The following is a 25717-nucleotide window of genomic DNA, read 5'->3' on the forward strand; positions in this document are numbered from 1 at the left end:
GGCTGCCCAAACGCCATCAGCGGAACCCCCAACTCAGCTGGATCCGTTGGTGAACAGGACTACCCCTCTCGCGCCAGGGATCGGCTCGCGTCCTTCCGCCAGCGCTCCCAAGCCTATCCTGGGCCGGCCCGTCCCGCCAGAGGTAGCTGTCGCTCCTCCCCAGACGCCAGTGCCCATGCCGGGCTCTGTGGCTCCTCCGCAGGGATCTCTGCCCACTGCTGCTGCGGCAGCTCGGCCTCAAGCCTCCCCTCCCAGGCCAGCGGCTCCGCCTTTTGTCCCGCCGGCTCGTCCGACGGCTGTTGGTCAGGTCCCGCTGGCTGCTGCTCCTAAGTCTGCCCCCTCTGGCCCGACGCTGCGCCAACTGGTGCAGGAAGCCTACGAAAAAGGCTACTCGGACATTCACCTGGGGGTGGGAGAAGTACCCCGCTTTCGGGATCGGGGGGAAATTGTGATCAGCAACCACCCCGTTACCACCACCGAGATGTTCTATAGCTGGCTGCGGGAAAGCCTGCCGGAAAACCAAATCCGCCAGTTTGAAGAGTGCTTAGAGCTGGATACCGCCATCCAGTACGAGGGCTTGGTGCGCTGCCGGGTCAACTGCTTCGTCTCCCTCCTTGGGCCAGCCATGGTGCTGCGCCTCATCCCGCTCAAGATTTTGACGCTGGAGCAGTTGCGGGCGCCGGAAGTGCTCAAGCGCATTGCTGAGGAGCCCAAGGGCCTCGTGCTGGTGACTGGCCCAACTGGCTCCGGTAAGTCCACGACGCTGGCGGCAATGGTGGACTATATCAACTCCAACTTTGCCAAGCACATCATTTCCATTGAGGATCCCATCGAGTTTGTTCACCAGAGCAAGAAATCCCTGATTCGGCAGCGGGAGGTCGGGATCCACACCCTGGAGTTTGCTAACGCTCTGAAAGCCTCCCTGCGGGAAGATCCGGACATCATCCTCATTGGGGAGATGCGGGATCGGGAAACCGTAGATATCGCCCTCAAGGCCGGCCAGACAGGCCACCTCGTGTTTGGAACCCTGCACACCAACAGCGCTGTCCGCACCATCGAGCGTCTGCTAGGGATCTACAAGCCGGAAGAGCAGGAGCCGATGCGCCTGCAGCTGGCGGAAACCCTGGTGGCCATCATTGCTCAGACGCTGGTGCGCACCACCGACGGCAAGCGCACGGCAGCCCACGAGATCATGCGCAACACCGATGCCATTCGCGACTACATCAAGCGGGGAGCGGTGGACGAGATCGAGGAGCTCATTGCCGACGGCTCCTACGAGGGCATGTGTACCATGAACCAGTCGCTGTTTCGGCTCTATCAGGAAGGGAGGATTACAGCGGAGGTGTGCCTGGAGGCAGCTCCGCGGCGCAACGAGATGGCCCAGTGGCTGCGGGGCCGGATATAGGCAGGACAGGTGCAGGTGCTTGAGGGAAGGCTTGCCTTATCCTAGACTGAGAGCAACGGGCATGCTTATCTCCTCAGCCAAGCTTTGGCTAGGGGGATAGGTTGGTGGTAAAAGCAAGTTAGAAAACAGGAGAATCTCTACCGTGAGCGTGATCAACCAGCTCATCGAAACTGCAGATAACCAGCTGCGCTATCTCTCAGTTGGCGAGCTGCAAGCTATCAAAGACTACATGAGCAGCGGGGAAAGACGGCTGCAGATTGCTCAGGTGTTAACTGAGAATAGAAAGCGGATTATCGATCAGGCCCAGAAACAGCTATTTGCCAAGCGACCTGAATACCGACAACCTGGTGGCAACGCCTATGGGGAAAAGCGCTACAACCAGTGCCTGCGGGACTACGACTGGTACTTGCGTTTGGTAACCTACGGCATCGTCGCTGGCAGCAAGGAGCCAATCGAGTCCATTGGCCTGATAGGGGTGCGGGAAATGTACAACAGCCTCAACGTACCCATTGCCGGCATGATCGATGCGATGGTCTTTTTGAAGGAAGCAGCCCTCAGCTTGTTGGATCCCGATTCGGCTGCCGAGGCCGCTCCCTACTTTGACTACATCATCAATGCCCTGAGCTAGCTGCCCTTGGAGGAAAGGGAGGCTAGGGCCGCACGGGCGCAGGCGGCTACTTGTTCCTGGGGATCCTGGGCAAGCCGGGCAAGACCAGCTTGGGCAGCTTCCGTCCCTAACTTACTTAGGGCAATGCAGACGCGGTAGCGCAGTTGCCAATCCTCAGAAGCGATGAGGGGCTCCAGGTAGGGGATGGCCCGCGGATCCCCCAGATCCCCTAAAGCTGCAGCAGCGGCGGTGGTTAGCAGTTCATTTCCTTCCTGGAGAGCCTGCACCAGCGTGTCGAAGGCGGCGGGGTTGCCTAGCTCGCCGAGGGCGGCAACGATGCTAAAGCGCACCAGCCACTCCGTCTCCCGCTGATAGGCCTCTAGGAGATCGGCCAGGGCCTGCGGCTGCTTGAGATCCCCCAGAGCAGCAGCAGCGGCAGCTCGCACGTCGAACTCGGGATCCTCCCGCAAAGACCGCTGCAGAATTGGCAAAAGGATGGCTGGATCGATCCCTTTTGCGGCCAGGGTGCCCAGTTGGCTGATGGCAGCGTAGCGGACGCGGGCATTTTCGTCGGCTACTGCCTGCTGCAACAGCGTCAAGCTTTCCGGCGGGGAGAGTTCTCTGGCCTTGTTAATAGCGCGCAGCCGCTCTCCCAAATCCTGAGAGTTCAACAGCTGCAGCAAGGCTGTCAGTGAAGGCGGATCCCCAGCAGTTGTTGTCATAGTTCTTTCCCTCCGTAGCCTTCTCTAGCTGTAGCAAAGAAGGAAAACTCAGTGTTATCATTCTGAAGCAGTGTGTGCCGTCTTTCGGTCCTATGGCCTTATTGCAGAAAGAAAAGCAGGAGATTATCGAGAGATATCGACTGCATGACACTGATACTGGCTCTGCCGATGTGCAAGTTGCCTTGCTAACCAGCCGCATCAACCAACTCTCGCAGCACCTTCAGAGAAACCCTAAGGACTTCAACTCCCGCCGCGGCTTGCTGATGATGATTGGTCGCCGCAAGCGACTGCTCAACTACATCGCTAAGCATCATCCCGAGCGCTTCCGGGAGTTGGTCGAACGGCTAAACATTCGGGTGAAGAAGTAGCTAGCCCGTCAAGGCACAGCCGAGGAGCTACCTCCGTGGGCAAATCTAGCCGCCATTCCAAAGCTTCTCAAGGCCGCCCCAGTCAGCCTGCTGGGCAGGGGGAGAAAAAGCCAGCCAAAGGAGAGCGGGTTGCTGTCATTCCCCCTGAGGTAAGCCGGCGCATGGTGCGGCGGATCCTCATTTTCTCTGGGATCCCTTCTACGCTTGGCCTAAGTAGCTTTGTTGTCAACTACTATCTTTTAACCAACCATGTGATAGCCCTGCCCCCCTACTTTACTTTGGTGGAGTCGCTGGCCTTTTTTGGCCTTGGCTTTTTGGGCATCAGCTACGGTGTCTTCTCGGCCTCTTGGGATCCAGAGCCCGGATCCCTGCTGGGGGTTAGTGAGTTCCGCCGCAACCTAGGCATTTTCCTCCAGCAATGGCGCGAAGCAACAAGCAGCTCTGCCTCTTCGAAAGCCGACGAGACCTAGCTGCTTTGTGCTCTGGCTGGAGGGGTTCAAAACAGGCTGCTAGGGCTATAGCCGTACCTGAGCCCCATCAAAGAACCCACGGATAATCAAAATGGCCCCTTGTTGGCTAGCAGGATTCCCTGGTTCATCCGCCGTACCGCCTTCAACGTTGCCGGTGGGGAACTCTTGTTCTAGAAACCATTGGCCAGAAATTCGATCTGCAGAAGTGGTTGAGTCAAAGATAAGGTTCAGGTTTCCCCTTTGAACACCACCACCTATGTCACGCCGGTTAAACGGCCCCGCTAATTGTGCTCCAGCCAGGGTGCGGAAGACGAAATCTCCTGTGGTGGGCACAATGCCCTGAAGGATAACGGGCTCAGGGTTGTCTCCTTCCGCAGGCGAGCCGGGCAAGGTACCCGTAGAGCGCTCTGTGCGCAATGAGAAAAAGTAATCAAAGGCTGTTGGGGCATCCGGACGAGTGGGAACAGGTAACTGGGGAATTGGGGTGGGGAAAGGTCGCGGTGGGGGGCTGACCTGCACAAAGTTGAGAACTGTGCTGGTGTTGGCCGGATCAAACTCCGCTTGAACACGACCGTTCAGTAAGCGGCGGATGCGAACCAACTGATTGGGCAAGATGTTTGGACGAGTGGGATCCGGAGCGAACAGTACCGACTGCGTACCCACCTGGGCAGGGCGATAGACAATCTCCGCCTGGTTGGGCCGGAAGTTCAGGCGGGCAAAGAGAGCCAAGGCATCCTCGGGAGTGCCATCGCCTGCAACACCCCGCTGCCGCACCACAAAGCTAGCGGAGAAACTGCCTGTTTGGAGAATAGCGACTACAGGACCTTGGGGTGGAGGAGGGTTGACAAAGGAGCCAGGCGCCAAAATCTCACCACCGGGGCCAGGGCCACCGTTTTCAAACAATACACCCACAGTGGGGACAATCAGGGAAGAATCTCCCTCCAGGACGACTTGATTACCATTTCTACTCACCAAAATGCGGCGCACGGTGAGCGTTAAAACAGTGCGGTCATCTCGGATAGCCCTGAAGGTGGTATTCACCCGAATGCGCTGGTCGTTGGGGAGGGTTGAAACTGCAACCAGCCCGGCGATATTGAATTGCGTAGACAGCCTACCGTCGTTGGGGCCAAAGGCAATGAGGTTCACTAGCGGCGCGGTTCGGGCAATTTGGATGGCCAGCGTGCTGGAGCGAAGGGTGGAGTCGATTGTCAGTTCATTGGCTGGGATCTCGTTCACAGGCAAGATGCGGGCTTCAACATTGGCGATGCGAGCTTCACCGCTGCCTTGGAGGGGGTTGGTGCGCACAGGGATCCCGTTGTCAAACCTCGGATTGACATAGTCCAAGCGGAGGCTGGTGGTCTCCAGCACCGAGCCGGGGGTAAAGCGATACTCCTGGGCCGAGACAAACGCTGTGGGATCCACCTGGACAGGCCCAGGTAGGGTTGGCGCCTCATTAACCTCGCCGCAGCCCCCTAAGAGCAAAACCCCACACAACACTGCCAATGATCGACCTTTGAAGTTCATACGGCACTGCCTCACACACCCTAATCTGGGGAAATTCACACACAAAATGGAGGGGAAGGCACCCAACCCCCAACGCTACAGGTAGGCTGGTTGCCCCTGCTCGAGGCTATGATACCCCATATCTAGGGGATGGGCCATTTCCAGGAAAATTTCCTGGATTTGCTCTGCCGCTGGCTTGACAACGCTCTGAGATGCAGTAGAACTAACGGCAGACATTCCCCCTTGAAACGGGATCTCCACGTAATCTTGCCAATGCATATGGGCAGATTCAGTGGATCTCGGCTGGACGCAGTTGGAAGAACTTGCTGTGGTGTGAGTGAGTGGAGACTCCCCTGATGAAACGACGTTCTGGTTCAGCCCTTGGCCGTGGTGGCCTTCCCCTTCTGGTGACTTGGGCTTCGCTGGCCTTGGTTACTGGTTGCAGCAGCGAGACTACCAGCGGGCTGCCGCCTCTCTTGACTGCCGATGGGTCTACACCTCCCCCCGTGGCTGTGGCTCCCACCATTTCACCCAACCTCACGCCCATCACCTTCCGCCCCGGGCCGGACTTTGCCCCCATCACCCCACCGCCGGTTCAACCCGACCTTCCGGATCCTCCTCAATTTGGGCCAGGGGGCGGCTTCAACGTCGACCAGCCGTTTGCATCGCTATCCTATAAGATCGATATAACTGGTTTGATCGTGCGTGGGGGCATTGCTAGCGTTGATGTACAGGTTTTAAACATCACCTGTGGAACAGACGTGACAGATGTTATACTCCCAACTGCTTTAGAACAATTTAAGAATCTATTGATTGGCAGAGGAAATACATTCCTTGATGCGACGGGAATTACCTTTAGCTTTACTTTTCCGACGGATCCCCGCTACTTTAATGATCTCAGAATTCTTTCTAAAGCCATTCGTGGCGTTCGTAGAGTTGATGCACAGGGGCAGGTTCAGATCAGAGACGAGCTGACTGGTGATGACATTCTGATCATCTTAACTATTCGTGATAGTTTTGGTCAGGTGCTAAGAGTTGACGATTCTATATTTAGTGGAGAAGAAAGCCGAACAGAAATTCGTGGCTCTCAGATTCCTGCTTGTGGAAATCTGTAGAGAAGGTAATCCCAGCAATGGCTTGCCAAATGAGTTAAAGGCTTAGTTGAGAACTTCAGTGAGTGTGAGAGGGTGTGGTGATGATTAAGTTTAAAACACTGGCAATAGGTGGAACCTCGCTTGTGTTGATGTCTTTGACTCTTATTGGGTGTCAACAGGCTAAGGATAAAAATGTTACAAGTTTTTTGCCAGGGCCAATCATCCCTGTGCAAAACCCAACTGTTGAAACAGGTGGAACCAACGTGGGATCTAGTCCTGTAGCTGCAGCTCAACCCACGCCAGGAATCCCTCGGCCTGTTTCTGCACCGACCATTGACCCAGTTGTTACCCCTGATGCTGTTCCTCCGATTGTCGCTGAAAGACCTATACCTCCGCCTATTCCGCCTGCTGACAGGTTAAATGTTACTGTACTGCCAGGTCGTTCGAATATCTTAACTACCGTCGTTTTCTCGGAAGGTATCGTACTTACTCCCGCTTCAGTTAACTTGATTCTAGCAAATGTTTCTGGAGGAGTTCCTTTTGATCCCCCTGCATCAGGGGTTTTTGGAGCACCCAATCCTCCTTGTAATGGGACGGTTAACTGCAACTACCTAGTTGACTTTCAAATTCAACCTCTTCAGGGAGCAGTACCTGGATCTGCCAAAGCTTCTGTGATTAACGGCCAAGTATTTTTTCAGGCTCAGTTTAATACTTCTGGAATATTTGATGTGCAGTTTAGAGTCGAAGATTCTCAGGGTGATTTTGCTGTTTTCAGTATCACTATTCAAGTGCAAAGGCAAGATGTAACCCCAACTCCTACACCTTAAGTCCTCACAACGTATTCCTTGCTGTAGTGGGCGCTGCTTCTCAGAAGCCTGTATAAAGCCAGAGGGGTAGACCGGAACTCACCACATCAAAATGCAAATACGCCAAGGTGCCTCTCCCAGGCGCTAGGAGTGCTTGGTCGGTGCTTTCTGGAATCAGATAGTAGGGCTCATATTCGGTTCTGAACTAAGCTATCAATGATGTTGCCCAATCTAGGAGAGTGTTTACTTCTCCTGTGTCTTTGGCTTCTGAGTACAACCTGAGCAAAGGTTCGGTGCCGCTGCCGCGCCACCCCCCAACACTTGCGCAGGACTTTGGAACCAGCAGACAACAGCAGGCAGCGAGGCTAAGAGGAGGCGGCTGCCATCTCCCGTGCCAGGACCCATTCCACGAGGGTGCGCACGCCGTAGCCAGTAGCGCCTTTGTTGGTGTAGCCCGAGTCTTTTTCAGCCCAGACGGGGCCAGCTATGTCTAAGTGGGCCCAGGGGGTTTTCTCCACAAACTGCTTAAGGAAGAGGGCGGCAGTGATGGAGCCGCCAGAGCGAGGACCGGTGTTTTTCATGTCGGCTACGGTGGAGCTGAGGCCCTCGAAATAGCTCTCTTCCAGGGGTAAGCGCCAAATCTTCTCGCCAGAGAGGTTGGCTGCCTGCTGCAGCTCCTGGGCCAGCTTCTCGTCGGGGGTGAAGAGGCCGGCGATTTCCTCTCCTAGGGCAATGACGCAGGCGCCGGTCAAGGTCGCTAGGTCAACAATGGCGTCCACCCCCAGCTTTTCGGCAAACACCAGGGCATCAGCCAGGGTGAGACGGCCCTCGGCATCGGTGTTGTTGACCTCGATGGTCTTGCCGTTGGAAGCGGTGAGGATGTCTCCCGGGTGCAGGGCCCGACCGCTAATCATGTTTTCCGTGGCGGCGACGATAAAGTGCACCTCTACCCGCGGCTTGAGGGCAGCTAGCGCACGGGCCGCTCCCAAGACGGCTGCCGCCCCGCCCATGTCGGTTTTCATCATGGCAATGCTGCGGGAGTCGGTTTTGATGTTGAGGCCGCCGGAGTCGAAGGTGAGGCCCTTGCCCACCAGGGCCAACTTGGCAACAGGCTCCCCTTCCTTGGGCTTGTAGGTGAGGTGGATGAACTGAGGCGGCAGATCCGAGGCTTGGGCCACGCCTAGGAAAGCCCCCATGCCTAAGGCTTCGCACTCTTCCCGACCCAGGATCTCCACCTCTAGGCCGTAGTCTTGGGCCAGTTGCCGGGCAGTGTCAGCCAGGGCAGGAGGCGTGACGACGTTGGCGGGAGCAGCCACCAGTTCGCGGGCCAGGATCGTCCCGGCAGCCATCTCGGTGGCCCGCTGAAGGGCGTTCTCACAGTCTTGGCGGGCCTGGGCCAGTCCCGGCACCAAGAGCGTGACTTCTTCAACGGCAAAGCCGCGCTCTTCGTCGGGCTTGGGGGGAGATTTGAAGCGGTTATCCTGGTGGGCCACTAGGAGGCTGGCTTCAACCACCGCCTGCACTGCTCGCCCCTGATCCAGCCCAGTTTCCGGCAAAGACAGCACTACCTGCTTGGCTTTAAGGCTGTGGGCCTGGCGCAGGCCGTTGGCAGTAGCCCGTCGCAGTCCTTCCAAAGTCAGCGCTGCGGGATCCCCCAGCCCCACCAGCACCAGCTTGCGGATAGGCCCCGGCAGGCGCAGGGCGAGGCTGCTGTTGGGCTTGCCCTGAAACTTCTGTTCCTGAGCCGCTTCCGCCACCAGCCCCGACCATACCTTCTCGTCCAGGGAAGCGATCTCAGCAGGCAGCGGGAAGGTGGCGTTTTCGCCGCTGGGGGCAAAGCAGTAGACCAGGGCACATTCGGCCTGCGTTAGAGGTGGCTCGCCAAGACGAAGCTGCATGGGAAACCTTTGGCCAAGCTAGGGACAGCAGACTCTCAGTGTAGCCAATTCCGCCACTTCTGGGCCAGGGGATCCCTCGGCTGGCATCGACGTGGGCCTTTCCAGTCGATAGCCTTTAATCAGAAAGGGAGAGACCCAAGGTATGGTCTGGCGGCGGCGTTCCATCCTTCAGTTTGGGGTTATTGCCTGCGCAATGCTCCTTGCCCTGGCGGTAGGGGGGGTGGGATCCCTGGCTCAGGCGCAGAGACCCCTAGAAGAGCTGCCGCAGCCGGTTCGCCTCAAGCTGCCCCCAGGCCTAGCCCGCTACGCCTACGACAAGTCGGCGGGAGACTACTTCGAAGAGATCGAGCCGCTGCTGCCAGGCGGAGCTTATGCCCAGTGGGCCTTCTACCCCATCCCCGTCTACATCCAGGGGGATCACCCCCAGTGGAAAGCCTTTGTGGAGCAGGCGGTGAAGGAGTGGTCGGCCTATATCCCGCTCAAGGTGGTAGCCAAAGAAGAGGAGGCCTTCTACGGGATGAGCATCTACCGCGTTCCTCCCATTGGCGAGGGAATAGCGGGGGCAGCCCGCCCAGAGTTTTTCTTCGCCGCCGATGGTTCGCTGCAGCAGCGGGTGCGCATCGTTATCGCCGAAGGCCGGGGGCTAGCAGAGGTTACGGCAGTGGCTCGGCACGAGATTGGCCATGGGCTGGGGCTGTGGGGCCATAGTCCCAACCCGCGGGATCTGATGTACGGCGGCCACCACGCCAAGGCCACTGGCAATCGCCGCCTGCTGCGGGTGCCCACCATCACCAAACGGGATCTCAACACCCTGAAGCGGGTTTACGAGCAGCCTACCCTCATGGGCCAGGTCTTCCCAGAAAGCTACCGCCGCCTCTTTGGCCAGGTCTGGGGGGAAAGGCCGTTTCAGAGGGCTTTTGGGGTTGCCGGCAGCTAGAGGCGTGGAGTTGCCATACCCCCTTTAGTACCATCGCTAGGAGAAAAAAGAGCAACTGGGTGGCAACAATGCTGGGTCCGGAGGGCAGATTAAAGGCAGCCGAAAGGAGGATCCCCAGCACGGCGCTCAAGCCTCCCAAGGCCATGGCTAGCAGCACATAGGTTGTAAAGCTGGATCCCAAAAGCCGCGCCGTCGAGGCGGGGATAACCACAAAGGCGCTCACCAACAGCACCCCCACCGAGCGGATCGACAGCGCCACCACCAAAGCCAGCAGCACCACAAAGGCTAGCCGCTGCCAGCCCACTTCCACCCCTCGCGCCCGCGCCAGCGACTCGTCCAGGGTAAGCAGCATCTGGGCAGGCAAGGTCAGGCCGATGTACCCCAGGGCCAGCAACAGGAGCAGGCCGCTCATCCACAAAGCTGGCAGGCCAATGCCCAAGATATCCCCGAAGAGCAGTTGGTTGAGGTTGCCGCGGTAGCCAGGGATCAAGCTCAGGCCGAGGATGGCTAGGGCCAGGGAGGAAGAGTAGATGATGTTTAGCACTGTATCCGGCGAAAGCTGGGTGCGTTCCAGGATAAAGGTCACGCCCAGGGCAAACACCACCCCAAACCCCATCAGCACCGCCGTAGGATTCAGCCCCAAGGCTACTCCCACGACAATACCCAAGAGCGCCGAATGCCCTAGGGCATCGCTAAAAAACGCCAACTGCCGAAAGATGACAAAACTGCCCAGCAGCCCCCCCGTCACCCCTGTGAGGACCCCGCCCAGAAGAGCCCGCTGCATGAAGGGCAACTGCAGCAATTCCACCACCCGCGCCCAGGTCTCCGGCATTTCCCCTCCTCAGTGATGGTGGATGTAGCGGGCAAACTCGGGGCCGTAGACGCAGCTCAGCATCTCCGGCGCCAAGGCCACCTCGGGGGATCCCTGGCAGATCAGGGAGCGATTGAGGCACAACACGCGGTCGCAATGGCGGGACACCATTTCCAGGTCGTGGGAGACTTGTAGGATGGTCCAGCCCAGGGATCGGCGCAGCTCTTCCAACATCCGATAGAACTCCCCTTCGCTGGGGCTATCCAAGCCGGCGGGGGCCTCGTCCAGCACCAGCAGCCGCCGCGGCCAGACTAGGCAATAGGCCAACAGCACCCGCTTCAGCTCGCCGCCGCTGAGTTGACCCAGGAGTTTCGAGGCCAGGTGTAGAGCCTCGGCCCGTTGCAGGGCTTTCTGGACGGCTTCCTGCCGAGCAGCTTGCTGCTGCCAGGGCCAGCGAGGTCCAAGGGATCCCCAGCCCAGGGCAACAAACTCGGCCACGGTCAGGGGAATGGCGGGGTTGAACTGCAACCGCTGGGGCACGTAGGCAATCTGCTGCCGCACTTTCTGGGGCAAGTACCCCGACAGGCGCAGCGGCTCTCCCAGAATGCCAATCGAGCCACACTGCCGCGGCAGGATGCCCAGGATGGCCTGCACCAACGTGCTCTTGCCGGCACCATTGGGGCCGACAATGGCGGTATGGGATCCCGCCTCCAGCGCAAACGACACATTCTGCACGGCCAACTGGGATCCCCGATAGACCGTCAGCCCCTCCACCCAAAGGACAACTTCGCCCAAGTGGGAGGTCATCGCCCCCTCGCCAGCAGGTGTTCGAGGGCAACTTGGCCCACCACGGGCAACTGCAGGGGAACCCAGGCCTTTTCCTTCTCAAAGGCGGAGACCAGGTTCTCCACGTTTTGCCGCATGACGGTTAGGTAGTACTCTGGCTCCAGACCCTCTGGGCCAGCCGTTTCGATGGGATCGAAAACGCGGACCTGTACCCCCAGGTCTCGGGCTAAGGCCTCAAAGGGGTTGTCTTTGCCCACTTGAGGCTCCACTAGGATGGTCTTTAAGCCCGACTGCCGTACCGTCTCCATGACCCGCCGCACATCTTCCGGAGAGGGATTGGCTTCCGGGATCTCCACCAAGAACTCGGCCTTGAGGTTGTAACGCTCAGCAAAGTAGGGGGCAAAGTTGTGGAAGACCACAAACTTTTTCCCTGCAAAGGGGGCTAGGCGCCGCTCAATTTCCTCGTCCAAAGCCTTGAGCTTCTCGATAAAGGCAGCCGCGTTGGTGCGGTAAATCTCTGCCCCCTCGGGATCCGCAGCCATGAGGCCGTCGCGGATGTTTTCCACCTGCCGGATGGCCCGCCGCGGATCCAGCCAGATGTGGGGGTTTAACTCGCCGTGGCTGTGCTCATGAGGGTGACTGTGGGAGTGTCCATGGCTGTGGCCGTGGGAATGCCCATGCTTTGGCTCCTCCGTCTGCAGAGTCGGGATCCCTTGGCTGCTGTCAATAAGGCGCAGCTTGGGGTTTCCAGCGTTGGCGAGCAATCCCTCCAAAAAGGTCTCCATTCCCAACCCATTGATCACCAGCACATCTGCCTGGGCTAGCAGACGCGCGTCTTCGGGCCGAGCCTGAAAGCTGTGGGTCCCCATCTGAGGGGGAAGGAGTGGTGTGACTTCTGCCCGATCCCCGGCCACAGCACGGGTAAATTGCGTTATCGGCAAAATCGTGGTCACCACCTTTGGGGGGCTGGATCCCTGCTGAGCCTGGGGCTCTTGCCGGCGTGTCTGCGAGCAACCCAGGATCCCGACTGAGAGAGCGGCCACCAGCAAGACCAGCGACCGCACAGGTTGAGCCAAACGCGGAGAGGTAATCCTCTTGGTCATGCGCCCTCCCACTCACGAGACAACAGAAGCGGCAGTGTCGGAAGCGCCTAACTGCTGGAAAGCCAAGGCCCGCTGCTGGAGCAGGGCAAACATGCTCACCAGGCCGTTGCTGCGGGAAGGGCTAAGGCTGAAGTTAAGACCCATCTCTCGCACGAAATTCAGGGAAACCCCCAAAATTTCCTCCGGCGCTAGGCCACTTAGCCCCTCCACCAGAATGGCCACCAAGCCCTTGACCAACTGGGCATCGGCATCTCCCTGGATGTAGACCTTGCCGTCCCTCAATTCGGTGGCTAGCCACACCCGCGAGGCGCAACCCCGCACCAGATTCTCCTCCGTCCGCTGCGACTCGGGGAAAGGGGGCAGGCGCTTGGCATAGGCCAAGAGCAACTCGTACTTCTGACGAGGGGTTTTGGCCTTTTGAAAGCGGCCCACAATCTGCCGCAGAGCTTCGGGCATCAAGCCACTGGCTGAATGAGAATGATAATCAAAATCGTAGCACGCCGCCTCAGCGCCTGCCGACGCTGTGAGGGGCAGCCTAGGCCAGTCAGCGTTGGCGGGTAGCCTAGATCTTGCTACCGCACCGAGCGATAGCCGCCTTTTACTCCCCTCGGGGAGAGGACCAGTTGCCAGAGCTGGCTAGCCCGGGCCTTGAAGCTGCCAGCGCTCATTAGCAGGTAAAGCCGCCACATGCGGCGGAAGCGCTCGTCGTAGCGCCTAGCCAGTTGGGGCCATGCCCGCTCAAAATTGGCGTGCCAAGCTTTTAGGGTGGCCACGTAGTTGATGCCAAAGTTGTGCCAGTCTTCCAACACGAACAGGCCCTCGAAGGCCGCGGTTATTTGACGAGGCGAGGGCAGCATCGAGTTGGGAAAAATGTAGCGCTCAGTCCACGGATCCCGACCTTGGTAGGCGACATTGGTGCCGATGGTGTGAAGAAGCAACAAACCATCGTCGGTCAGGAGGCGACGGGCTACCTGCATAAACGTTCGGTAGTTGCGGTAGCCCACATGCTCGAACATGCCCACCGAAAGAATCCGATCGAACTTTCCCTGGGTCTGGCGATAGTCTTCTAACCGAATCTCGACCGGCAGGCCGCGGCAGCGTTCGCTGGCCAGTTTGGCTTGCTCTTTGGAAACAGTAATCCCCACAACCTGCACCCCGTAGCGTTCGGCCAGGTACTGGGCTGTGCCGCCCCAGCCACAGCCGATGTCGAGCACGCGCATGCCGGGCTGCAGATCCAGCTTGCGGGCAATGAGATCCAGCTTGGCTTCCTGGGCCTCGTCCAGGGTCTGCGCCCCCCCGTCCCAGTAGGCACAGCTATAGATTAGGCGGCGATCCAGCATGGCCTCGTAGAGGTCGTTGCCGAGGTCGTAGTGGCGCTGGCCAACCACGAATGCCCCCTTGCCCCGCTGGCGGTTGACAAAGTAACTGTCCAAAGCCACTAGAGGCTGAATTAGCCAACCCACCCGCTGCGGCACCTGGGCCGTCAGGAGACGACAAACTAACTCATCAATGGCCTCGCAATCCCACCAGCCCTCCATGTAGGCCTCGCCAAAGCCCAGGGATCCATAGAGCAGGCAGCGCAGGTAGAGCCGCTCGTCGTGAACTTGAATATCCCAGGGCTGTGAGCCATTGAGGGTTATACCGGCAGCATCCAGAACTCGAAGCGCATACTGACGCGCCAGCCAGCGCAAGCTGTTGAGTCCTTTCCCCATCCTCAGGAATCCCTCACCACAGGGAAACTGACTCAACAAATACACCCCAAGGTGGCAAGGGATCCAACAAGTTGTTTCCAATTTCTAGGGATCCCCCCGAAGGGGGAACAAGAGCAGGAATGGGGCGCTAGCTGCCCTCTGTTCGGGTTTCCAATTTCTAGGGATCCCCCCGAAGGGGGAACAAGAGAAGCGGAAGCAAGGGGGGCCTATGACTGTGTACCGCGTGGAGGGCAAAGAACCCTGGCACTACCAAGCTAGGAGGTTTCCAATTTCTAGGGATCCCCCCGAAGGGGGAACATGCGGCAGCAACGTGCGCAGGCCCAAGCTGCTCTGAAGTTTCCAATTTCTAGGGATCCCCCCGAAGGGGGAACTAGAAGAGGAACCCCAACAACTGACACTTTGGTGAGTTTCCAATTTCTAGGGATCCCCCCGAAGGGGGAACGTCGTGAGCGGAGAAAGTCAATTTGGTACACATTACGCGTCCGTTTCCAATTTCTAGGGATCCCCCCGAAGGGGGAACCTCACGCGCGTAACGCGCAGAAGTGTGGCCCAGAAAATAATTGTTTCCAATTTCTAGGGATCCCCCCGAAGGGGGAACGAGCGATCCACCTCATTGGCCAGGGCCTTCACCGCCTCGTTTCCAATTTCTAGGGATCCCCCCGAAGGGGGAACAACGGGATTGTCATCGATTTTTATGACTGGGAAGTGTTCGGGTTTCCAATTTCTAGGGATCCCCCCGAAGGGGGAACTCCTCGGGGTGATCAAGGGGGAGTAGATCCCATCTTCGTTTCCAACTTCTAGGGATCCCCCCGAAGGGGGAACTCCTAGCTGTCGGTACCCGCTGGTGGCTGGGCCTTCCTTGGATGTTTCCAATTTCTAGGGATCCCCCCGAAGGGGGAACTCCCAAAGACTGGCCTAATCCTTTACCCAATTTGAGGTTTCCAATTTCTAGGGATCCCCCCGAAGGGGGAACCAGAAGACGGCAAGCTGATTACAAAGCAAGCCTTGGAGTTTCCAATTTCTAGGGATCCCCCCGAAGGGGGAACCCGCCTGTTCACTCCGCCTGGTCGCTGCTCGGCATTGTTTCCAATTTCTAGGGATCCCCCCGAAGGGGGAACCCTGCTGCGGCAGGACACGGTGGCACTGGTGGAGTCTCGTTTCCAATTTCTAGGGATCCCCCCGAAGGGGGAACGGAGCGGCTGGAGGCCTGCTCCGAGAAAATGAGGCGAGAGTTTCCAATTTCTAGGGATCCCCCCGAAGGGGGAACTCCACTACAGGGATCCGGATCCAGAGATCGATACCCTAACCGTTTCCAATTTCTAGGGATCCCCCCGAAGGGGGAACTACTCCGAGCAGTACTACGTAGTACTCTACTATCTCCCCGAGTTTCCAATTTCTAGGGATCCCCCCGAAGGGGGAACTGGCTCCCTCATTTACCGGTTTCGGCGACTGCACGTAATGTTTCCAATTTCTAGGGATCCCCCCGAAGGGGGAACGTCCTTTTATCCCTGTGAAGGGAGAGGTTCACCATGATGTTTCCAATTTCTAGGGATCCCCCCGAAGGGGGAACTCTACCCCTATTAAACCCAAGCAGGGCAAGGAATGCAAGACCCATTTGCGAGGGGGTCGGTCGAAGAGGGCAAAAAAGAGCTTGGGAGAGGGGGGTGAGAGGCCTGAAAGCCTTGTGTCGCAAGGCATCGAGCGGGTCAACGAAAGAATCGGCCTTTGCGGGTTTTGGCGAGGCGCTCGCAAAAGCGTTGATACCGTTTTTGTGTGCTTTTGAGAACATCAAGTACTGAAGTGGGTGGAGAGTTGCTTGAGCTAGACAACGATCGAGTGGGGGGTGCAGTTAAGGGGGGCCCACCCCAGATTTCCACTTGGTCAAGGGCGTGGCTGGTGAGGGGATAGAAGCGGACGCTGTCCTCATCGGGCTTGACCCTTTTCCGGAGCCGTAGCTTGAGCTCCTCGAACTTGTCCTTGTCGAGGACACACTCGAACACGCTGTATTGCACGCGCTTGCCGTAGCCTTCTAGCAGGTCGGCAATTTTCTTGCGTCGCTTGTCGCAGGGAGTATCGTAGGTAACAACATAAAGAAACATCAGCGAATCCGGTAGGGCTGGTACAAATCTTGAGGATTATAGACGGATTGCTTAAACTTTTTAACTTGCTGCGTTAGCAGATCCCAGCGGGGTTGATCTCCGTCAGGGGTCTGGATGGATCCCTCCATTCTTTGGATGAAAGCTGTAAGGTACTTTTTCCTGCCACTATCACTTAGAAAACAGCCACCATCGCGATACTCAAAGTCTTCTTCGATGTTCATAATGCCCTTGTTGATCAGCCAGAGGACTATTGAATCTACAATAGGCGCCCGAAATTCTTCCAGTAAGTCCGAAACCAGAGCAGCATGGCGTTCACTGCTAGCGTGCAAGCAACCCTGATAGGGATCCAAATCTTGCAGCTCAACCAGGGTTAATAGATGGTTCCAGAGCACCATGTAGCCAAAGCTGAGCATGGCATTAACCGGGTTAGTGGGCGGCTGTCGAGTGCGGTTAAGCAAAACAAAGCCCCTTTGCTGAAGGCAATTTCCCAATTCCGGGAAATACAGAGCCGCAGCCGCTCCTTCAATGCCCCGCAATTGATCTAGAGACTTGGCCTCAAGAGCTTGAGCAGCCAAATGTTCCAGACTGCGCAGGGTCAGATCCCCTGTCTCAGTGGGGCGCTGCCTGAGCTGCCTCATCAGCAGCACTCGGCTATTGAGAAGCTTGGCTCGCACCATCTGGGCTGCCGTTTGCAATCGCCATTCTTCAGGGAGCGCCTGTTGCAAATGAGCTAAGCGGCGGTACCCCCTCTCTATAGGAACAAGGCGACCATAGCAATAGCCTAGCCGGGAGAGATAGGCAATAGGAATATTCCGCCTCAGGCACGCTCTCACTACGTCTGTGGTTACCTGGGATCGGCCAAAGATTAAAATTTGCTCCAGCAAGGGTAGAGGCACCTCCTGCAAGAGCGACTCGCCCAAATGAACCAGCACAAACTCTTGCCTGAGGCTTAGCCTGCACCCTTGCTGGGAAACATACAAGGTTCGCATTATTGATCATCTCGACGCAGACTCTCTGAGCCTCGCCTTGGCTCTATGGAAGTGCTGGTCTTGGATTGGCGCTCTTCTGGCAAAACCTCCACGTCAATTTCAGGGCTTGACAAAAGATCCATGACCATCTCTGTTAAGCTTCCAGAAAAGAAGCTGGCAATGGCAACCAAAATAGTGTTGGTAATCACGGCTGCCAGGCCCAAGGGAGCAATGAGCAAAATGGCCAGTGTAATCGAGCCATTGATTACGGCTGTAACAAGGTTTCTGAGAACTTTGGCATTGATCTTCTTTTTGGGCATTTTGTTTCTCCAAAAATTCTTCGAGATTTCTTCTATCTCAAGGGCCAGATTACTTGAAAATCATCAGCATCTTTCTTGAGCTCCTCAAGATACTTTTTCCTAGGATCTGCCGTTGCCCCAAAAACAGTAACCACTTGGTAATCATCCAAATCGGCAATCCAAACCGGAGAGGGCAGAGCACCTCCCTGGACACCCCCGCACAAAAATCGGTCGTACTGGCCTTCCCCCCGCCGACCCAAGCGATGCAAAGTTGCCAGGGCATAGGGCTTGTGGAAATCTTTCCTGCCGCTGCAGACTACAATCTTGCAGTTAGCATCTACCGCTTCTGGCCATTTATCCCTGTCAACTCGGCCAAAACTTTGTGGGCTGTTGGGGTTAATGGCTTGCTGGGTTAGAGTCTTGAGAGCCTCAAAGAAGCTGCCCAGTCGCTTTTGGAAAAGCTTCTGAAACTCGACCACCGATCCTGGCAGCTCCCAGAAGGGACTCTCTGACTTGGGAATTAGGGTAGAGCCGCGCCACCAGGGAGGCCGGTCGCGATCCTGGCGGGAGTAGCAGGGTCTTCTAGCACCTTGGCCCACACCCCCCAGATGGAACATCATCCAGGTGAGGTTAGTAAAGAGCTTTTCCACCGCCTCCTGCTCTGCTTGGGAAGCGTAGTTTTGGCACTCGCTAGAAAAACTCAAGACAAGGATCCCTTCCTGTTGGCCTGCGGCTTCTCCTCGCTGATTGGGCCCCGGCCGAGAGACTTTGCCGTTCAGCAAATCCACATGGATCCAGCCGTGTTTCTGCTCGGGGGTGATGGAGCCAAACAGTTGTCCTTCCCACTTCTGAACCTGAACAACCGGCAAAACCCCCAAGGCAAAAGTGCGAAACCAGTAGCGCAGCATATTCTTAAAAGCCACAGGCCGCACTTCGGCAATGGGTCGATTATCATAGCGATTCTTATCCGGATTCCAGTTAGCTACTTGACGCCCGTGAATAAGTTGGCCTTCTAGCTCGAAGGGCAGCCGCAAGAATTCCCCTGGCATCTTGTCCAGCGATTTTCCTAGGGGGATCAGCCGGCCATAGCCAGTATTCACCTGGGATCCCACCCCTTGCTCTAGACCCTGGATCAGCCACTCCTTGACTTGAGCCAATATCTGGTCGGTACAGCCGGGGCCTTTGCGTAGGCCAATCAAAAAAGTGGCTTGTTTGAGAGAAAAGAATAAGTTAGGGTTAGGCGAGTAGTCAAGATTTTTTCCACTCCATTTCCAGATATTGTTGGCGATATCTACCGCCAGGCCTCCGGTTTTGGAGTTATCGGGATCCTCCCACCTCTGGGGCCGAGTGGGCATAGGGTAGGCATCCAGAAAAATTACCTTGCCAGCACTGTCTTGTTCGTCAGCTTGTAGGTGACCAAACCAAGGAGCTACAGCTTTGTCCGCTTCCTCCCAAGAGAGGTCGCGCTCCCGCATCAGCTCTCGAATGGCCTGGGATCGGGCTACGCCGCGCAGGGTGGAGCTGGGAATGTAAGGGATCCCTAAGTGATCGAAAGCAGGGAGCAGCATGCTCTCCGGGCCTTTGGCTCCACCGACTCGAATTCGCCAGGGACAGGTGACCTGAAAGGTGTTGCTGGCAATACGCTGGGTGCGCTCATTCAAAACCTTCAAGCGAGCTCCAAAGTTGATCCTGGTTTCCACTTGGTGCGCCAGCTCCGCCTTGGTGCCGTCTTTAAAAGCATCGAGCGGCGCTCGCATCCAGCGCAAATATTCAACAAAGCCAGCGGTGGGATCGGGGTTGGGCGTGGGATCCAAGGGGTGACCTAGCCACAGTGAGGGCTGAGAATTGTTTCCCCCTCGGCCACCACCTCCACCGCGCGGCTGGTTTCCCCCACCATTACCTCCTTTAGGTCGATTTTCCTGGGGTGGCTGGCGGCTGGGATCCCCTGGCCTGGGAGGACGAGGAAGCGGCTGGGGAGTGTTGCCAGGACGGGCAGAGCGATGACCAGTCATGGGATCTTCTCCAAAAAAGGGAAAAAGGGTTAGGAGTTGCCAAGAGTTTGCCGAAATTCACGCAGCATGGCGCTGGTGCCAATCTCTAAGGCCCGTTGAATGAGCTGAGGCACAAGCTTGGGGATGTCGAAGTCTGGAAAAAGCCAGCTGCAGCTTGATTCTACGTAGTCTTCTCCCTGCAGAATAAAGATCCGCAAACTTCGCTCACCCAAGATCCAAACTTCCGGCACGCCGATGGCTCTATAGGCCTCGATAAAAGTTCGGGAAGTAACGTCGGACTCGATGGCCAGATCAGGTGGGGGCAACTGATCGACATCGATCCTGCCCTCGCAACCTCGCACCAACTCCAGGTGATTGACATAGAAGCAGGTGTCGGGCTCCACGCCAGCTCTGCCTGGCTTTTTGAGGGTTGTTGAGCCAAAGTCTTCCCAATCTCTCCCCTGAGCATCTAAGAGAGCCTTTACAATGTCACTGGCAATGCGATGAAGGCGCTCGTGTTTGGATAAAGGAGACATGATCTCAAAAGTGCCATCGTAGTAGGCAATGCGAGTGTGGCGATCTTCGCCCAGCTCCTCCAGAATGCTCTCGCAGTCTTGCCAGGTAAGAGAATGAATAACCACTCGGCTGCCTTCTTGCAGGGAAATCGCTTGCAGGGGGATCGCGACGCCCATTACTCTCCTCCTTTAATGTCGTGGTAGATGGCCATAGCCCAAAAGCCGAATTCCTGAGCCAAAGCCAGACCTAGCCCTGTTAAACCTAGATACTCTTCAACTCCCAATTGCATAAGACGATCCAGGCCGTTGGAGTTAGCAATTCCCTTTTGGCCAGAGATCTCTTCTAGGCAATCAAAAAACTCCTTGACTACTTGTTTTTTCCCTTCCTGGTTGAGGGCATCTTCTTCTGCCTTAAGGCGCAGCAGGCCCCAGGTGGAAAGGTAGGTGTAGAGCTCCACAGCCTGGTTTTTCTGCTCCTTAAGCTTTTCTTGGTCTCTGGTTTGAGCCCTTAACTGGCGAAGGGATTCGTAAACGGGCTTGGCCAACGTGCGGGGATCAAAAGTTTCCATAAAGCCTCCTCAACTAGTTCCAAGACAACTCGACAAAGCCCCGGCCTAGGCTCTCTTGGCCGCCAATTTGTAGAAGTTGGTTCTTCTGGAGAAGCTTCTGAAATTGCTCCACTGCTTCTTGGGAACTGCCGTTGGCCTGGGCTGTTACCCCCCAGGTAAAGTACATCAGGCTATCGGGGGGGATGGCCTCTTCGTAGCGAAAGCCGCCTTCTACAACTTTGTGCTCGCTGAGCTTAACTTTTACCTGCCGCCACAGGCTCATTTGAATAAGGGTGGCACAGTGCTGATCCGGCAAGACAAGGACGCGGCTAATGCTGGAAGATTTGACAAAGCTTTGCCAGTTTTCCCACTTTTTCAGGCCATTTTTTAGGATGGCATCCTTAAGGTAGATGGGTCGGTTTGTCTCCAAGTTGGTGCTATAGGGATCCGGCGCATCCAACTTTTGACCACTTAGCCGCAGCCAGCGCTTGAGCAAGAGGGGGCAGCTAATCCAGACTACCCCGTGGCTGAGGGAAGCCACCGGCACCCACAAGAGGGATCCATCTCCAATCCAAATGGAGCCTTGGGTAAGCTGATCCCCCTCCCCAATTTCGTTGCCAAAAAGCTCAAACTTTAACTCTTTCTCGGCCACGCTGGCCCGCAATTTGCCGCGGATGGTGCTGGAAGGGATGTAGGGCAAGTTGGTGTGGGCCTCGCGGGCAATGCCCAAGAGGTTGCCTTCCTGGGTGGTGCCGCCGGTGTGCAGGGGAGTCAGCAAGGTGAGATAGACCAGGTGAAAGGCCATAGAAAAACACTCCTTATCCGTTAAAACAGGACTTCAAAAGCAAGCTCAATGGGCCCAAGGCAGCCAGAGCAACTCGCTGTAGCCTAGAAGCCGCCAGCGGTGGAAGACGTTGAGCCGGCCATCTTCCAGCTCCGGCTCGTCCTGGGCAAGGGGAGCTGGATGCTCCAGGTAGTAGATGCTGCCAGGCGGGGCGGCAAACACTTGCGGAGCTGGCAGGCTGGTCTTGCGCGGCTCTGTCAGGGACTCCACCCGCAGGCGGCCACTAATGGGAACCGGTTTGCCGGTGGCCACGCTCACCAGAGGGCCAGTGAGGGAGTGGGCAGGATGAGGGGTGGCCAAGCGCCATTCCCAGGGCCAGGCGCGGCAGAGGGAGCGCCCCTCCACCTTTTTGATGAACACGCCGGGGGTCACCAGGTAGGCCAGAGCTCGGCGGGCTTGCCGGAAGGTCTGCTGGGAGAGCTCCTGCAGCACTTGCCACTGCTTGCCCAGCTTTGGGCAGGGGCTGAGGAGAGCAGCGTGGCCTTCTCCCCCTAGCCGCACCACTACTTCCTGCGCTAGGGGCAAGGGATCCCAGCTTTCGCGCTCTGGATCCCAGCACTCGATGGAAAGAGCCAGGCTCCAGCCGGGCTGCAGGCGGATGCAGGTTTCCACAAAGTAGCCATCGGTCTCCCGCACCTGGCGTTTGCCTGCCTGCAGGGTGTTGTGGGGCCGCACTTCCTCTACCCAGGGGGACTTTACTGCCTGCTCCAGATCCCAGCCCTTGCCTTGCAGGGCTTTTTGCACCGCCTGCCAGGGTAGGTAGCCAGCAGCCTTTTGCTTGTGGCTTTGCGGGCTTTTTTCTTCCTCGAGCTGAGCCGCTGTCACCAGAGGGGCTGGCCGGGTGGGATCCCAGCGGTAGCTGCCGTAGGCATGGCCCTCTTCCAGCCAGGGGATGGGCACCAGGGGGGATCCCTGGTAAAGGTGCAAGGGGCTGGGGAAGTAAAGCTGCTCCTCGCAGCAGAGAAAGGGGCCGCAGAGGCGCAGGGTTGCCGGCTGGCCCAGGTGAGCTAGGATAGCGCCGGCAAGGGTGTGCCCGCTGGGCGGAAAGCCGCTGGTGGCCCAGGCCCGCTCCCCCGGCGCAAAGGGCTTGGCATCGCGAAACATCCACACATCCAAAGGCGAGAGCACAAACCAACTCATCGCGCATTTCTCCCCAATTCCACGGTGCGGTTGCGCAGCACAAAGGCCGCCAGCTTGAACCAGTTTTTGATGGCCAGATCCCACGCCGCCGGCTGGGCGGGCAGGCTGTGCTGCCAGAAGTGCTGAATAAACTCGACCAGCTTGGCCTGGAAGCGATCCTTCTGCTCACTTTCGCCGCGAAAGAGATCCCGGCGGCTGCAGAACAAGCGGGCCCAATCGGGCACTGCTTCCAAGGTGGGGGCTGGGTGCTGCTCCCAAAGCTGGGCGGCCTGCTCAAACAGAGAGCTCTGATCCTGCTTCTGGCCCAACAGCTTCCAGTCGAAGTCCAGCAGATCCTTCCACTTGTCGAAGGTGTCGAACTTGCAGGTGCTCACCAGTTGGTTGCCGTTGGCAAACAGCACCCGCACCTGGACGCTGTCCTTGGGGCTGCTAGAGGCATAGGCCTGCCCCTTGGCCCCTTGTTCGGCCTCCCAGAGGTTTTCCAGGGCAATGGCCAGGGGCACCGAGTGGTGGGCAATCACCACCCCAAAGCTAATGCTGGCCAGGGATCCCAGGGTAAAAAGAGGGCGACGGCTTAGGCCAGCCGGCAACTGCGCCTTTTGCCACTGCCAGTAGTCCCCTTCGTTGGCAAACTCGCGCCAGTCGTCTTCGCCGCCGCGGAAACACTGGCGGATGTCCCAGAGCCAACTATCCCACTCCCAGAGGTTGGTGTAGGCCAGAACGTCGTCCCCCCCGGCGTAGATGAGCCTGCCGGCATAGCGCTGTTCAGTAAGGTAGGGCACCAACTGGCCAGAAAAATCCAACAGAGCCCGGCTGAGGGCGCTGTGGGTGGCTGGGCCCATGCGCTTGCGGCTGGCTTTAACAAACTCGCTGAAGGCGTCCTTGACTTGCTTGAGCTCTTCAGAGTCGAGGACGCGGCCAATAGCGTCCCTCTGGCCATCCGCTAGGCGCTGCAGCGGCTGGGGCAGGTAGTCGTAGTAGGGCTTCATCTTCCCCCCGCTCAGCCACTGGCCCATGTCGTCGCCATCGCCCGCGGCCAGCACGTACCAACTGGCGGGGTTGATGCTGGGGTAGTAGCGGCTGAGGGTGGCTTCTATCTCCTGGCGGCAGCGCTTCTGGGTTGCCTCGTCCGCTTCCAGGTCTTCCACCAGCCAGCCGGCGTTGAGCAGCCGCGGGTGGTAGCGTAGGTTTTGCTGGTCAGCCCACGGGATCCCCCACTTGCCGCGCATTTCTCGGATGACCTCCCGAATGGCGGGGTGGATGGCCTCAACGGCGCGGCAGGCCTGCTCGAAGTGCTCCAGCTCGCGTCGCCCGTGGGTTTTCAGGTAACCGGCCACGCCAGCAGTGAGATCTGGGTAGGAAGCGGCGACCTCGTCTTCGTCGAGGGTGGGGAAGAGCTCCGGCAACACCTTGTCTAGGGCCCGCTTAACCGTTTCGGTGGCGTTGAGCTGCTCGCGGCCATCGAAAAGCCCTGCCTGGCGCTGCCAAAGCCGCCGGCTCTCCCCTTCGCTAATCCAGCGATTCCTGGGGGAAGGGTGAACCACCGGCCCTAGGCCAGAGACGGTGCTGCGCGGCCCAAAGGCCACCGGCAACTGCCAATCGCGGGCCTGTTTGCAGGCAGCCTGCAGCCGGCGCGTCGCCTCCACTGCCGCTGCCCACCAGGAGCCTACGTTTAGCCCTGGCTTGTGCTGGCGGTGCAGCTGCCTTTCGGGATCCCAGAAGCTGATCCGCAGGAACTTCAGCTCCGGGTCGGCAAAAAGCTGCCGCTTTCCTTTGAGATGGTAGGTGCGGTTTTGGGCGCTGACCCAGGGATCCCGCTCGATGGACTCCTGGGACTTGAGGATGGCGGTGTCTTTAAGCCTTTGGTGGGGGGATCCCAGGGGCGCCGCCGCCCAGTAGATCTGCCACTGGTGCTCCAGCCATCCCTTCCAGGTGGGATCCTCCGGGCGCAACTGCACCAGCCAGCGGCGCTCCAGTTGCAGGTGCTCCAGCGCCTTTTGCGCTAGCTGCCGCCATTCGTCTTTGAGGGTCTGCTGGGCAAACTGCATGGCCGCCTGCACCCGATCTTGGGGCAATAGCAAAAGGAGCACGTTGGGGAAGCCGGCAGTGAGGAGGGCGTTGGCAGAAGGCTGAGGGATCCACTGGGCAAATTCGGGATATCGCTTCAAGAGCCAGGCGTCGATCAAGGGCTGGCCGTAGAGGCTGGGGTAGAGTAGACAGTCAGGGCCGTATTTCTCCGCCAGCTCCCAGCAAAGCCGTGCCGAGAGGTAGTGCAACAGCCAGGATCCAGCCCAGAAGTCCCGCATCTTGCGGCTGGCTTTGATCAGCTCCTGGATGGGGTTGAAGGTAAAGCTGGCCAAAAAAGGCCGCGTGAACTTGGGTTCGTCGTAGCCGGCCAAACAGCCTGCCAGGGCCGCCACAACGCTGGTGTGGCTCCACAGGGATCCATCGGGCAGCCGCGTTTCTGCTGGCAAAAGCAGAAGGTTTTCATCGCCAAATTCCCGAACCAACGCCTGGGGGAAACAGCGCCAGAACCACCAGAACACCTTCTGGATGTCCTCCTCTTGCCAGATCCAGTCGGGAACCACCCTTGCTTCCCGCCGCAGCAGGTACTCGGCGCGGGAGCTGGCCTGCCGCAGGGCGCGGTGTTCTTCTTCGGGCAGTTGCCAAAAGCGCTTGCGCCCCGAAAGGAGATGGCTCATCTCTAGGCCCGGCCCCAGGCTCTGGCTGCAATCAGCTACCTGGTAGTCGATGGCAACCGGCAGGTGGCCAATAGCAGCCCGATCGCTGGCGGAGGCGACCAGATCCGCATCGCCAACGCTTTCTAGAGGAGATCCCTCTGCCTTGGGCGAGATCCACCCCCGCATCGCCGCTAGGTTTGGCCACAGTCCTTCCTTGGCGCGGCCAGAGGCGTCGTGGAGGGCCTTGAGGGCGGGGTCGTGCAGCAGACCCCAAAGCTTCGCCTGCCAGTAGTGATAAGCCATGGTGTTCTCGCAGCAGGAAGGGGACGTTTAGAACAACTAAAGACAAGAACCCGGCAGCCGTCTGGTGTCGAGGTTACAGAGGCTACAAAACACCATCCGTCGATCCC

25 protein-coding genes and 1 CRISPR repeat array are annotated in these 25717 nt (G+C 58.0%); of the genes, 7 read left to right on the top strand and 18 right to left on the bottom strand.

The annotated features are described in order from the left end of the window. Positions 1-118 precede the first annotated feature (118 nt). The gene (locus tag NW812_RS07830; protein WP_414395914.1) at positions 119-1405 is read left to right on the top strand and encodes a type IV pilus twitching motility protein PilT; all 1287 of its coding nucleotides are present in this window, start codon (positions 119-121) and stop codon (positions 1403-1405) included. A gap of 142 nt (positions 1406-1547) precedes the next feature. Further along, positions 1548-2033, top strand: coding sequence for an allophycocyanin subunit alpha-B (gene apcD / locus NW812_RS07835; RefSeq protein ID WP_414395632.1), 486 nt, complete (start codon positions 1548-1550; stop codon positions 2031-2033). On the opposite strand, the gene NW812_RS07840 is transcribed toward apcD, so the two are convergent. Further along, a complete protein-coding gene (locus NW812_RS07840) occupies positions 2030-2734 on the bottom strand; it encodes a HEAT repeat domain-containing protein (protein WP_414395634.1) in 705 nt (234 codons plus the stop codon). The two genes, apcD and NW812_RS07840, sit on opposite strands and share 4 nt — an antisense overlap. Positions 2735-2826: 92 nt before the next feature. Between NW812_RS07840 and rpsO the strand changes: the two genes are divergently transcribed. Both rpsO and NW812_RS07850 read left to right on the top strand, forming a co-directional pair. Beyond that, entirely contained in the window at positions 2827-3102 is a 276-nt protein-coding gene (rpsO, locus tag NW812_RS07845) for a 30S ribosomal protein S15 (protein ID WP_414395636.1), read from the top strand. 35 nt (positions 3103-3137) lie between these two features. Next, positions 3138-3572, top strand: coding sequence for a PAM68 family protein (locus NW812_RS07850; protein ID WP_414395638.1), 435 nt, complete (start codon positions 3138-3140; stop codon positions 3570-3572). Between the two features lie 45 nt (positions 3573-3617). Here NW812_RS07850 and NW812_RS07855 read toward each other — a convergent pair whose 3' ends face one another. Further along, positions 3618-5096 carry a hypothetical protein gene (locus NW812_RS07855; RefSeq protein ID WP_414395640.1) on the bottom strand — a complete coding sequence of 493 codons (1479 nt, stop codon included), beginning with the start codon at positions 5094-5096 and terminating at the stop codon, positions 3618-3620. A 491-nt stretch (positions 5097-5587) separates the two neighbouring features. Between NW812_RS07855 and NW812_RS07860 the strand changes: the two genes are divergently transcribed. Further along, complete coding sequence (locus NW812_RS07860) at positions 5588-6190, top strand: hypothetical protein (protein ID WP_414395641.1); 603 nt, start codon at positions 5588-5590, stop codon at positions 6188-6190. Positions 6191-6270: 80 nt separating this feature from the next. Beyond that, positions 6271-6996 carry a hypothetical protein gene (locus tag NW812_RS07865; protein WP_414395643.1) on the top strand — a complete coding sequence of 242 codons (726 nt, stop codon included), beginning with the start codon at positions 6271-6273 and terminating at the stop codon, positions 6994-6996. A gap of 184 nt (positions 6997-7180) precedes the next feature. Here the strand turns inward: NW812_RS07865 and NW812_RS07870 are convergent, their stop codons facing one another. Both NW812_RS07870 and NW812_RS07875 read right to left on the bottom strand, forming a co-directional pair. Then, on the bottom strand, positions 7181-7459 hold the full coding sequence (locus tag NW812_RS07870) for a hypothetical protein (protein ID WP_414395916.1): 279 nt from the start codon (positions 7457-7459) through the stop codon (positions 7181-7183). Next, positions 7341-8873, bottom strand: coding sequence for a leucyl aminopeptidase (locus NW812_RS07875; RefSeq protein WP_414395645.1), 1533 nt, complete (start codon positions 8871-8873; stop codon positions 7341-7343). The genes NW812_RS07870 and NW812_RS07875 overlap by 119 nt, the downstream gene beginning before the upstream one ends. Positions 8874-9015: 142 nt before the next feature. Between NW812_RS07875 and NW812_RS07880 the strand changes: the two genes are divergently transcribed. After that, the gene (locus tag NW812_RS07880) at positions 9016-9810 is read left to right on the top strand and encodes a hypothetical protein (RefSeq protein ID WP_414395647.1); all 795 of its coding nucleotides are present in this window, start codon (positions 9016-9018) and stop codon (positions 9808-9810) included. On the opposite strand, the gene NW812_RS07885 is transcribed toward NW812_RS07880, so the two are convergent. The 14 genes from NW812_RS07885 to cas10 form a co-directional block, all read right to left on the bottom strand. After that, positions 9713-10642, bottom strand: a complete 930-nt coding sequence (locus NW812_RS07885; RefSeq protein WP_414395649.1) for a metal ABC transporter permease — start codon at positions 10640-10642, stop codon at positions 9713-9715. The two genes, NW812_RS07880 and NW812_RS07885, sit on opposite strands and share 98 nt — an antisense overlap. Before the next feature lie 9 nt (positions 10643-10651). Further along, entirely contained in the window at positions 10652-11428 is a 777-nt protein-coding gene (locus NW812_RS07890) for a metal ABC transporter ATP-binding protein (RefSeq protein ID WP_414395651.1), read from the bottom strand. Then, on the bottom strand, positions 11425-12510 hold the full coding sequence (locus NW812_RS07895) for a metal ABC transporter solute-binding protein, Zn/Mn family (protein WP_414395653.1): 1086 nt from the start codon (positions 12508-12510) through the stop codon (positions 11425-11427). Before NW812_RS07895 ends, NW812_RS07890 begins: the two co-directional genes overlap by 4 nt. Before the next feature lie 12 nt (positions 12511-12522). Next, positions 12523-12966, bottom strand: a complete 444-nt coding sequence (locus NW812_RS07900; RefSeq protein ID WP_414395655.1) for a SufE family protein — start codon at positions 12964-12966, stop codon at positions 12523-12525. Positions 12967-13082: 116 nt separating this feature from the next. Further along, positions 13083-14222 (bottom strand): cyclopropane fatty acyl phospholipid synthase, encoded by a 1140-nt coding sequence (gene cfa, locus NW812_RS07905; RefSeq protein WP_414395657.1) that lies wholly within the window; start codon positions 14220-14222, stop codon positions 13083-13085. A gap of 73 nt (positions 14223-14295) precedes the next feature. Further along, a CRISPR array of direct repeats spans positions 14296-15792; the repeat unit is 36 nt; unit sequence GTTTCCAATTTCTAGGGATCCCCCCGAAGGGGGAAC. Positions 15793-15928: 136 nt separating this feature from the next. After that, positions 15929-16321 (bottom strand): CRISPR-associated endonuclease Cas2, encoded by a 393-nt coding sequence (gene cas2 / locus NW812_RS07910; RefSeq protein WP_414395659.1) that lies wholly within the window; start codon positions 16319-16321, stop codon positions 15929-15931. Beyond that, entirely contained in the window at positions 16321-17310 is a 990-nt protein-coding gene (gene cas1, locus NW812_RS07915) for a CRISPR-associated endonuclease Cas1 (RefSeq protein ID WP_414395661.1), read from the bottom strand. Before cas1 ends, cas2 begins: the two co-directional genes overlap by 1 nt. Next, the gene (csx18, locus tag NW812_RS07920) at positions 17310-17609 is read right to left on the bottom strand and encodes a CRISPR-associated protein Csx18 (RefSeq protein ID WP_099812781.1); all 300 of its coding nucleotides are present in this window, start codon (positions 17607-17609) and stop codon (positions 17310-17312) included. The genes cas1 and csx18 overlap by 1 nt, the downstream gene beginning before the upstream one ends. 32 nt (positions 17610-17641) lie before the next feature. Then, positions 17642-19600: an RAMP superfamily CRISPR-associated protein gene (locus NW812_RS07925; RefSeq protein WP_414395663.1), complete on the bottom strand. Its 1959-nt coding sequence runs from the start codon at positions 19598-19600 to the stop codon at positions 17642-17644. Positions 19601-19629: 29 nt separating this feature from the next. Further along, positions 19630-20271, bottom strand: a complete 642-nt coding sequence (locus NW812_RS07930) for a Uma2 family endonuclease (protein ID WP_414395665.1) — start codon at positions 20269-20271, stop codon at positions 19630-19632. After that, complete coding sequence (locus NW812_RS07935; protein WP_099812778.1) at positions 20271-20663, bottom strand: hypothetical protein; 393 nt, start codon at positions 20661-20663, stop codon at positions 20271-20273. Before NW812_RS07935 ends, NW812_RS07930 begins: the two co-directional genes overlap by 1 nt. A gap of 13 nt (positions 20664-20676) precedes the next feature. Continuing rightward, complete coding sequence (cmr4, locus tag NW812_RS07940; RefSeq protein WP_414395667.1) at positions 20677-21447, bottom strand: type III-B CRISPR module RAMP protein Cmr4; 771 nt, start codon at positions 21445-21447, stop codon at positions 20677-20679. Positions 21448-21492: 45 nt separating this feature from the next. After that, positions 21493-22626, bottom strand: coding sequence for a type III-B CRISPR module-associated protein Cmr3 (locus NW812_RS07945; protein ID WP_414395669.1), 1134 nt, complete (start codon positions 22624-22626; stop codon positions 21493-21495). Beyond that, complete coding sequence (gene cas10, locus NW812_RS07950) at positions 22623-25610, bottom strand: type III-B CRISPR-associated protein Cas10/Cmr2 (protein WP_414395671.1); 2988 nt, start codon at positions 25608-25610, stop codon at positions 22623-22625. The genes NW812_RS07945 and cas10 overlap by 4 nt, the downstream gene beginning before the upstream one ends. Between the last annotated feature and the right edge of the window lie 107 nt (positions 25611-25717).

Origin of the sequence: Synechococcus sp. O70.2 (genome assembly GCF_047462135.1) — a bacterium.
GTDB lineage: Bacteria > Cyanobacteriota > Cyanobacteriia > Thermostichales > Thermostichaceae > Thermostichus.

What these genes read in the sequence shown, in the direction of transcription:
- NW812_RS07840 (WP_414395634.1), bottom strand. Translation starts at nt 2,734, where the DNA reads ATGACAACAACTGCTGGGGATCCGCCTTCACTGACAGCCTTGCTGCAG.
- rpsO (WP_414395636.1), top strand. Translation starts at nt 2,827, where the DNA reads ATGGCCTTATTGCAGAAAGAAAAGCAGGAGATTATCGAGAGATATCGA.
- NW812_RS07855 (WP_414395640.1), bottom strand. Translation starts at nt 5,096, where the DNA reads ATGAACTTCAAAGGTCGATCATTGGCAGTGTTGTGTGGGGTTTTGCTC.
- NW812_RS07865 (WP_414395643.1), top strand. Translation starts at nt 6,271, where the DNA reads ATGATTAAGTTTAAAACACTGGCAATAGGTGGAACCTCGCTTGTGTTG.
- NW812_RS07875 (WP_414395645.1), bottom strand. Translation starts at nt 8,873, where the DNA reads ATGCAGCTTCGTCTTGGCGAGCCACCTCTAACGCAGGCCGAATGTGCC.
- NW812_RS07880 (WP_414395647.1), top strand. Translation starts at nt 9,016, where the DNA reads ATGGTCTGGCGGCGGCGTTCCATCCTTCAGTTTGGGGTTATTGCCTGC.
- NW812_RS07885 (WP_414395649.1), bottom strand. Translation starts at nt 10,642, where the DNA reads ATGCCGGAGACCTGGGCGCGGGTGGTGGAATTGCTGCAGTTGCCCTTC.
- NW812_RS07890 (WP_414395651.1), bottom strand. Translation starts at nt 11,428, where the DNA reads ATGACCTCCCACTTGGGCGAAGTTGTCCTTTGGGTGGAGGGGCTGACG.
- NW812_RS07895 (WP_414395653.1), bottom strand. Translation starts at nt 12,510, where the DNA reads ATGACCAAGAGGATTACCTCTCCGCGTTTGGCTCAACCTGTGCGGTCG.
- NW812_RS07900 (WP_414395655.1), bottom strand. Translation starts at nt 12,966, where the DNA reads ATGCCCGAAGCTCTGCGGCAGATTGTGGGCCGCTTTCAAAAGGCCAAA.
- cfa (WP_414395657.1), bottom strand. Translation starts at nt 14,222, where the DNA reads ATGGGGAAAGGACTCAACAGCTTGCGCTGGCTGGCGCGTCAGTATGCG.
- cas2 (WP_414395659.1), bottom strand. Translation starts at nt 16,321, where the DNA reads ATGTTTCTTTATGTTGTTACCTACGATACTCCCTGCGACAAGCGACGC.
- cas1 (WP_414395661.1), bottom strand. Translation starts at nt 17,310, where the DNA reads ATGCGAACCTTGTATGTTTCCCAGCAAGGGTGCAGGCTAAGCCTCAGG.
- csx18 (WP_099812781.1), bottom strand. Translation starts at nt 17,609, where the DNA reads ATGCCCAAAAAGAAGATCAATGCCAAAGTTCTCAGAAACCTTGTTACA.
- NW812_RS07925 (WP_414395663.1), bottom strand. Translation starts at nt 19,600, where the DNA reads ATGACTGGTCATCGCTCTGCCCGTCCTGGCAACACTCCCCAGCCGCTT.
- NW812_RS07930 (WP_414395665.1), bottom strand. Translation starts at nt 20,271, where the DNA reads ATGGGCGTCGCGATCCCCCTGCAAGCGATTTCCCTGCAAGAAGGCAGC.
- NW812_RS07935 (WP_099812778.1), bottom strand. Translation starts at nt 20,663, where the DNA reads ATGGAAACTTTTGATCCCCGCACGTTGGCCAAGCCCGTTTACGAATCC.
- cmr4 (WP_414395667.1), bottom strand. Translation starts at nt 21,447, where the DNA reads ATGGCCTTTCACCTGGTCTATCTCACCTTGCTGACTCCCCTGCACACC.
- NW812_RS07945 (WP_414395669.1), bottom strand. Translation starts at nt 22,626, where the DNA reads ATGAGTTGGTTTGTGCTCTCGCCTTTGGATGTGTGGATGTTTCGCGAT.
- cas10 (WP_414395671.1), bottom strand. Translation starts at nt 25,610, where the DNA reads ATGGCTTATCACTACTGGCAGGCGAAGCTTTGGGGTCTGCTGCACGAC.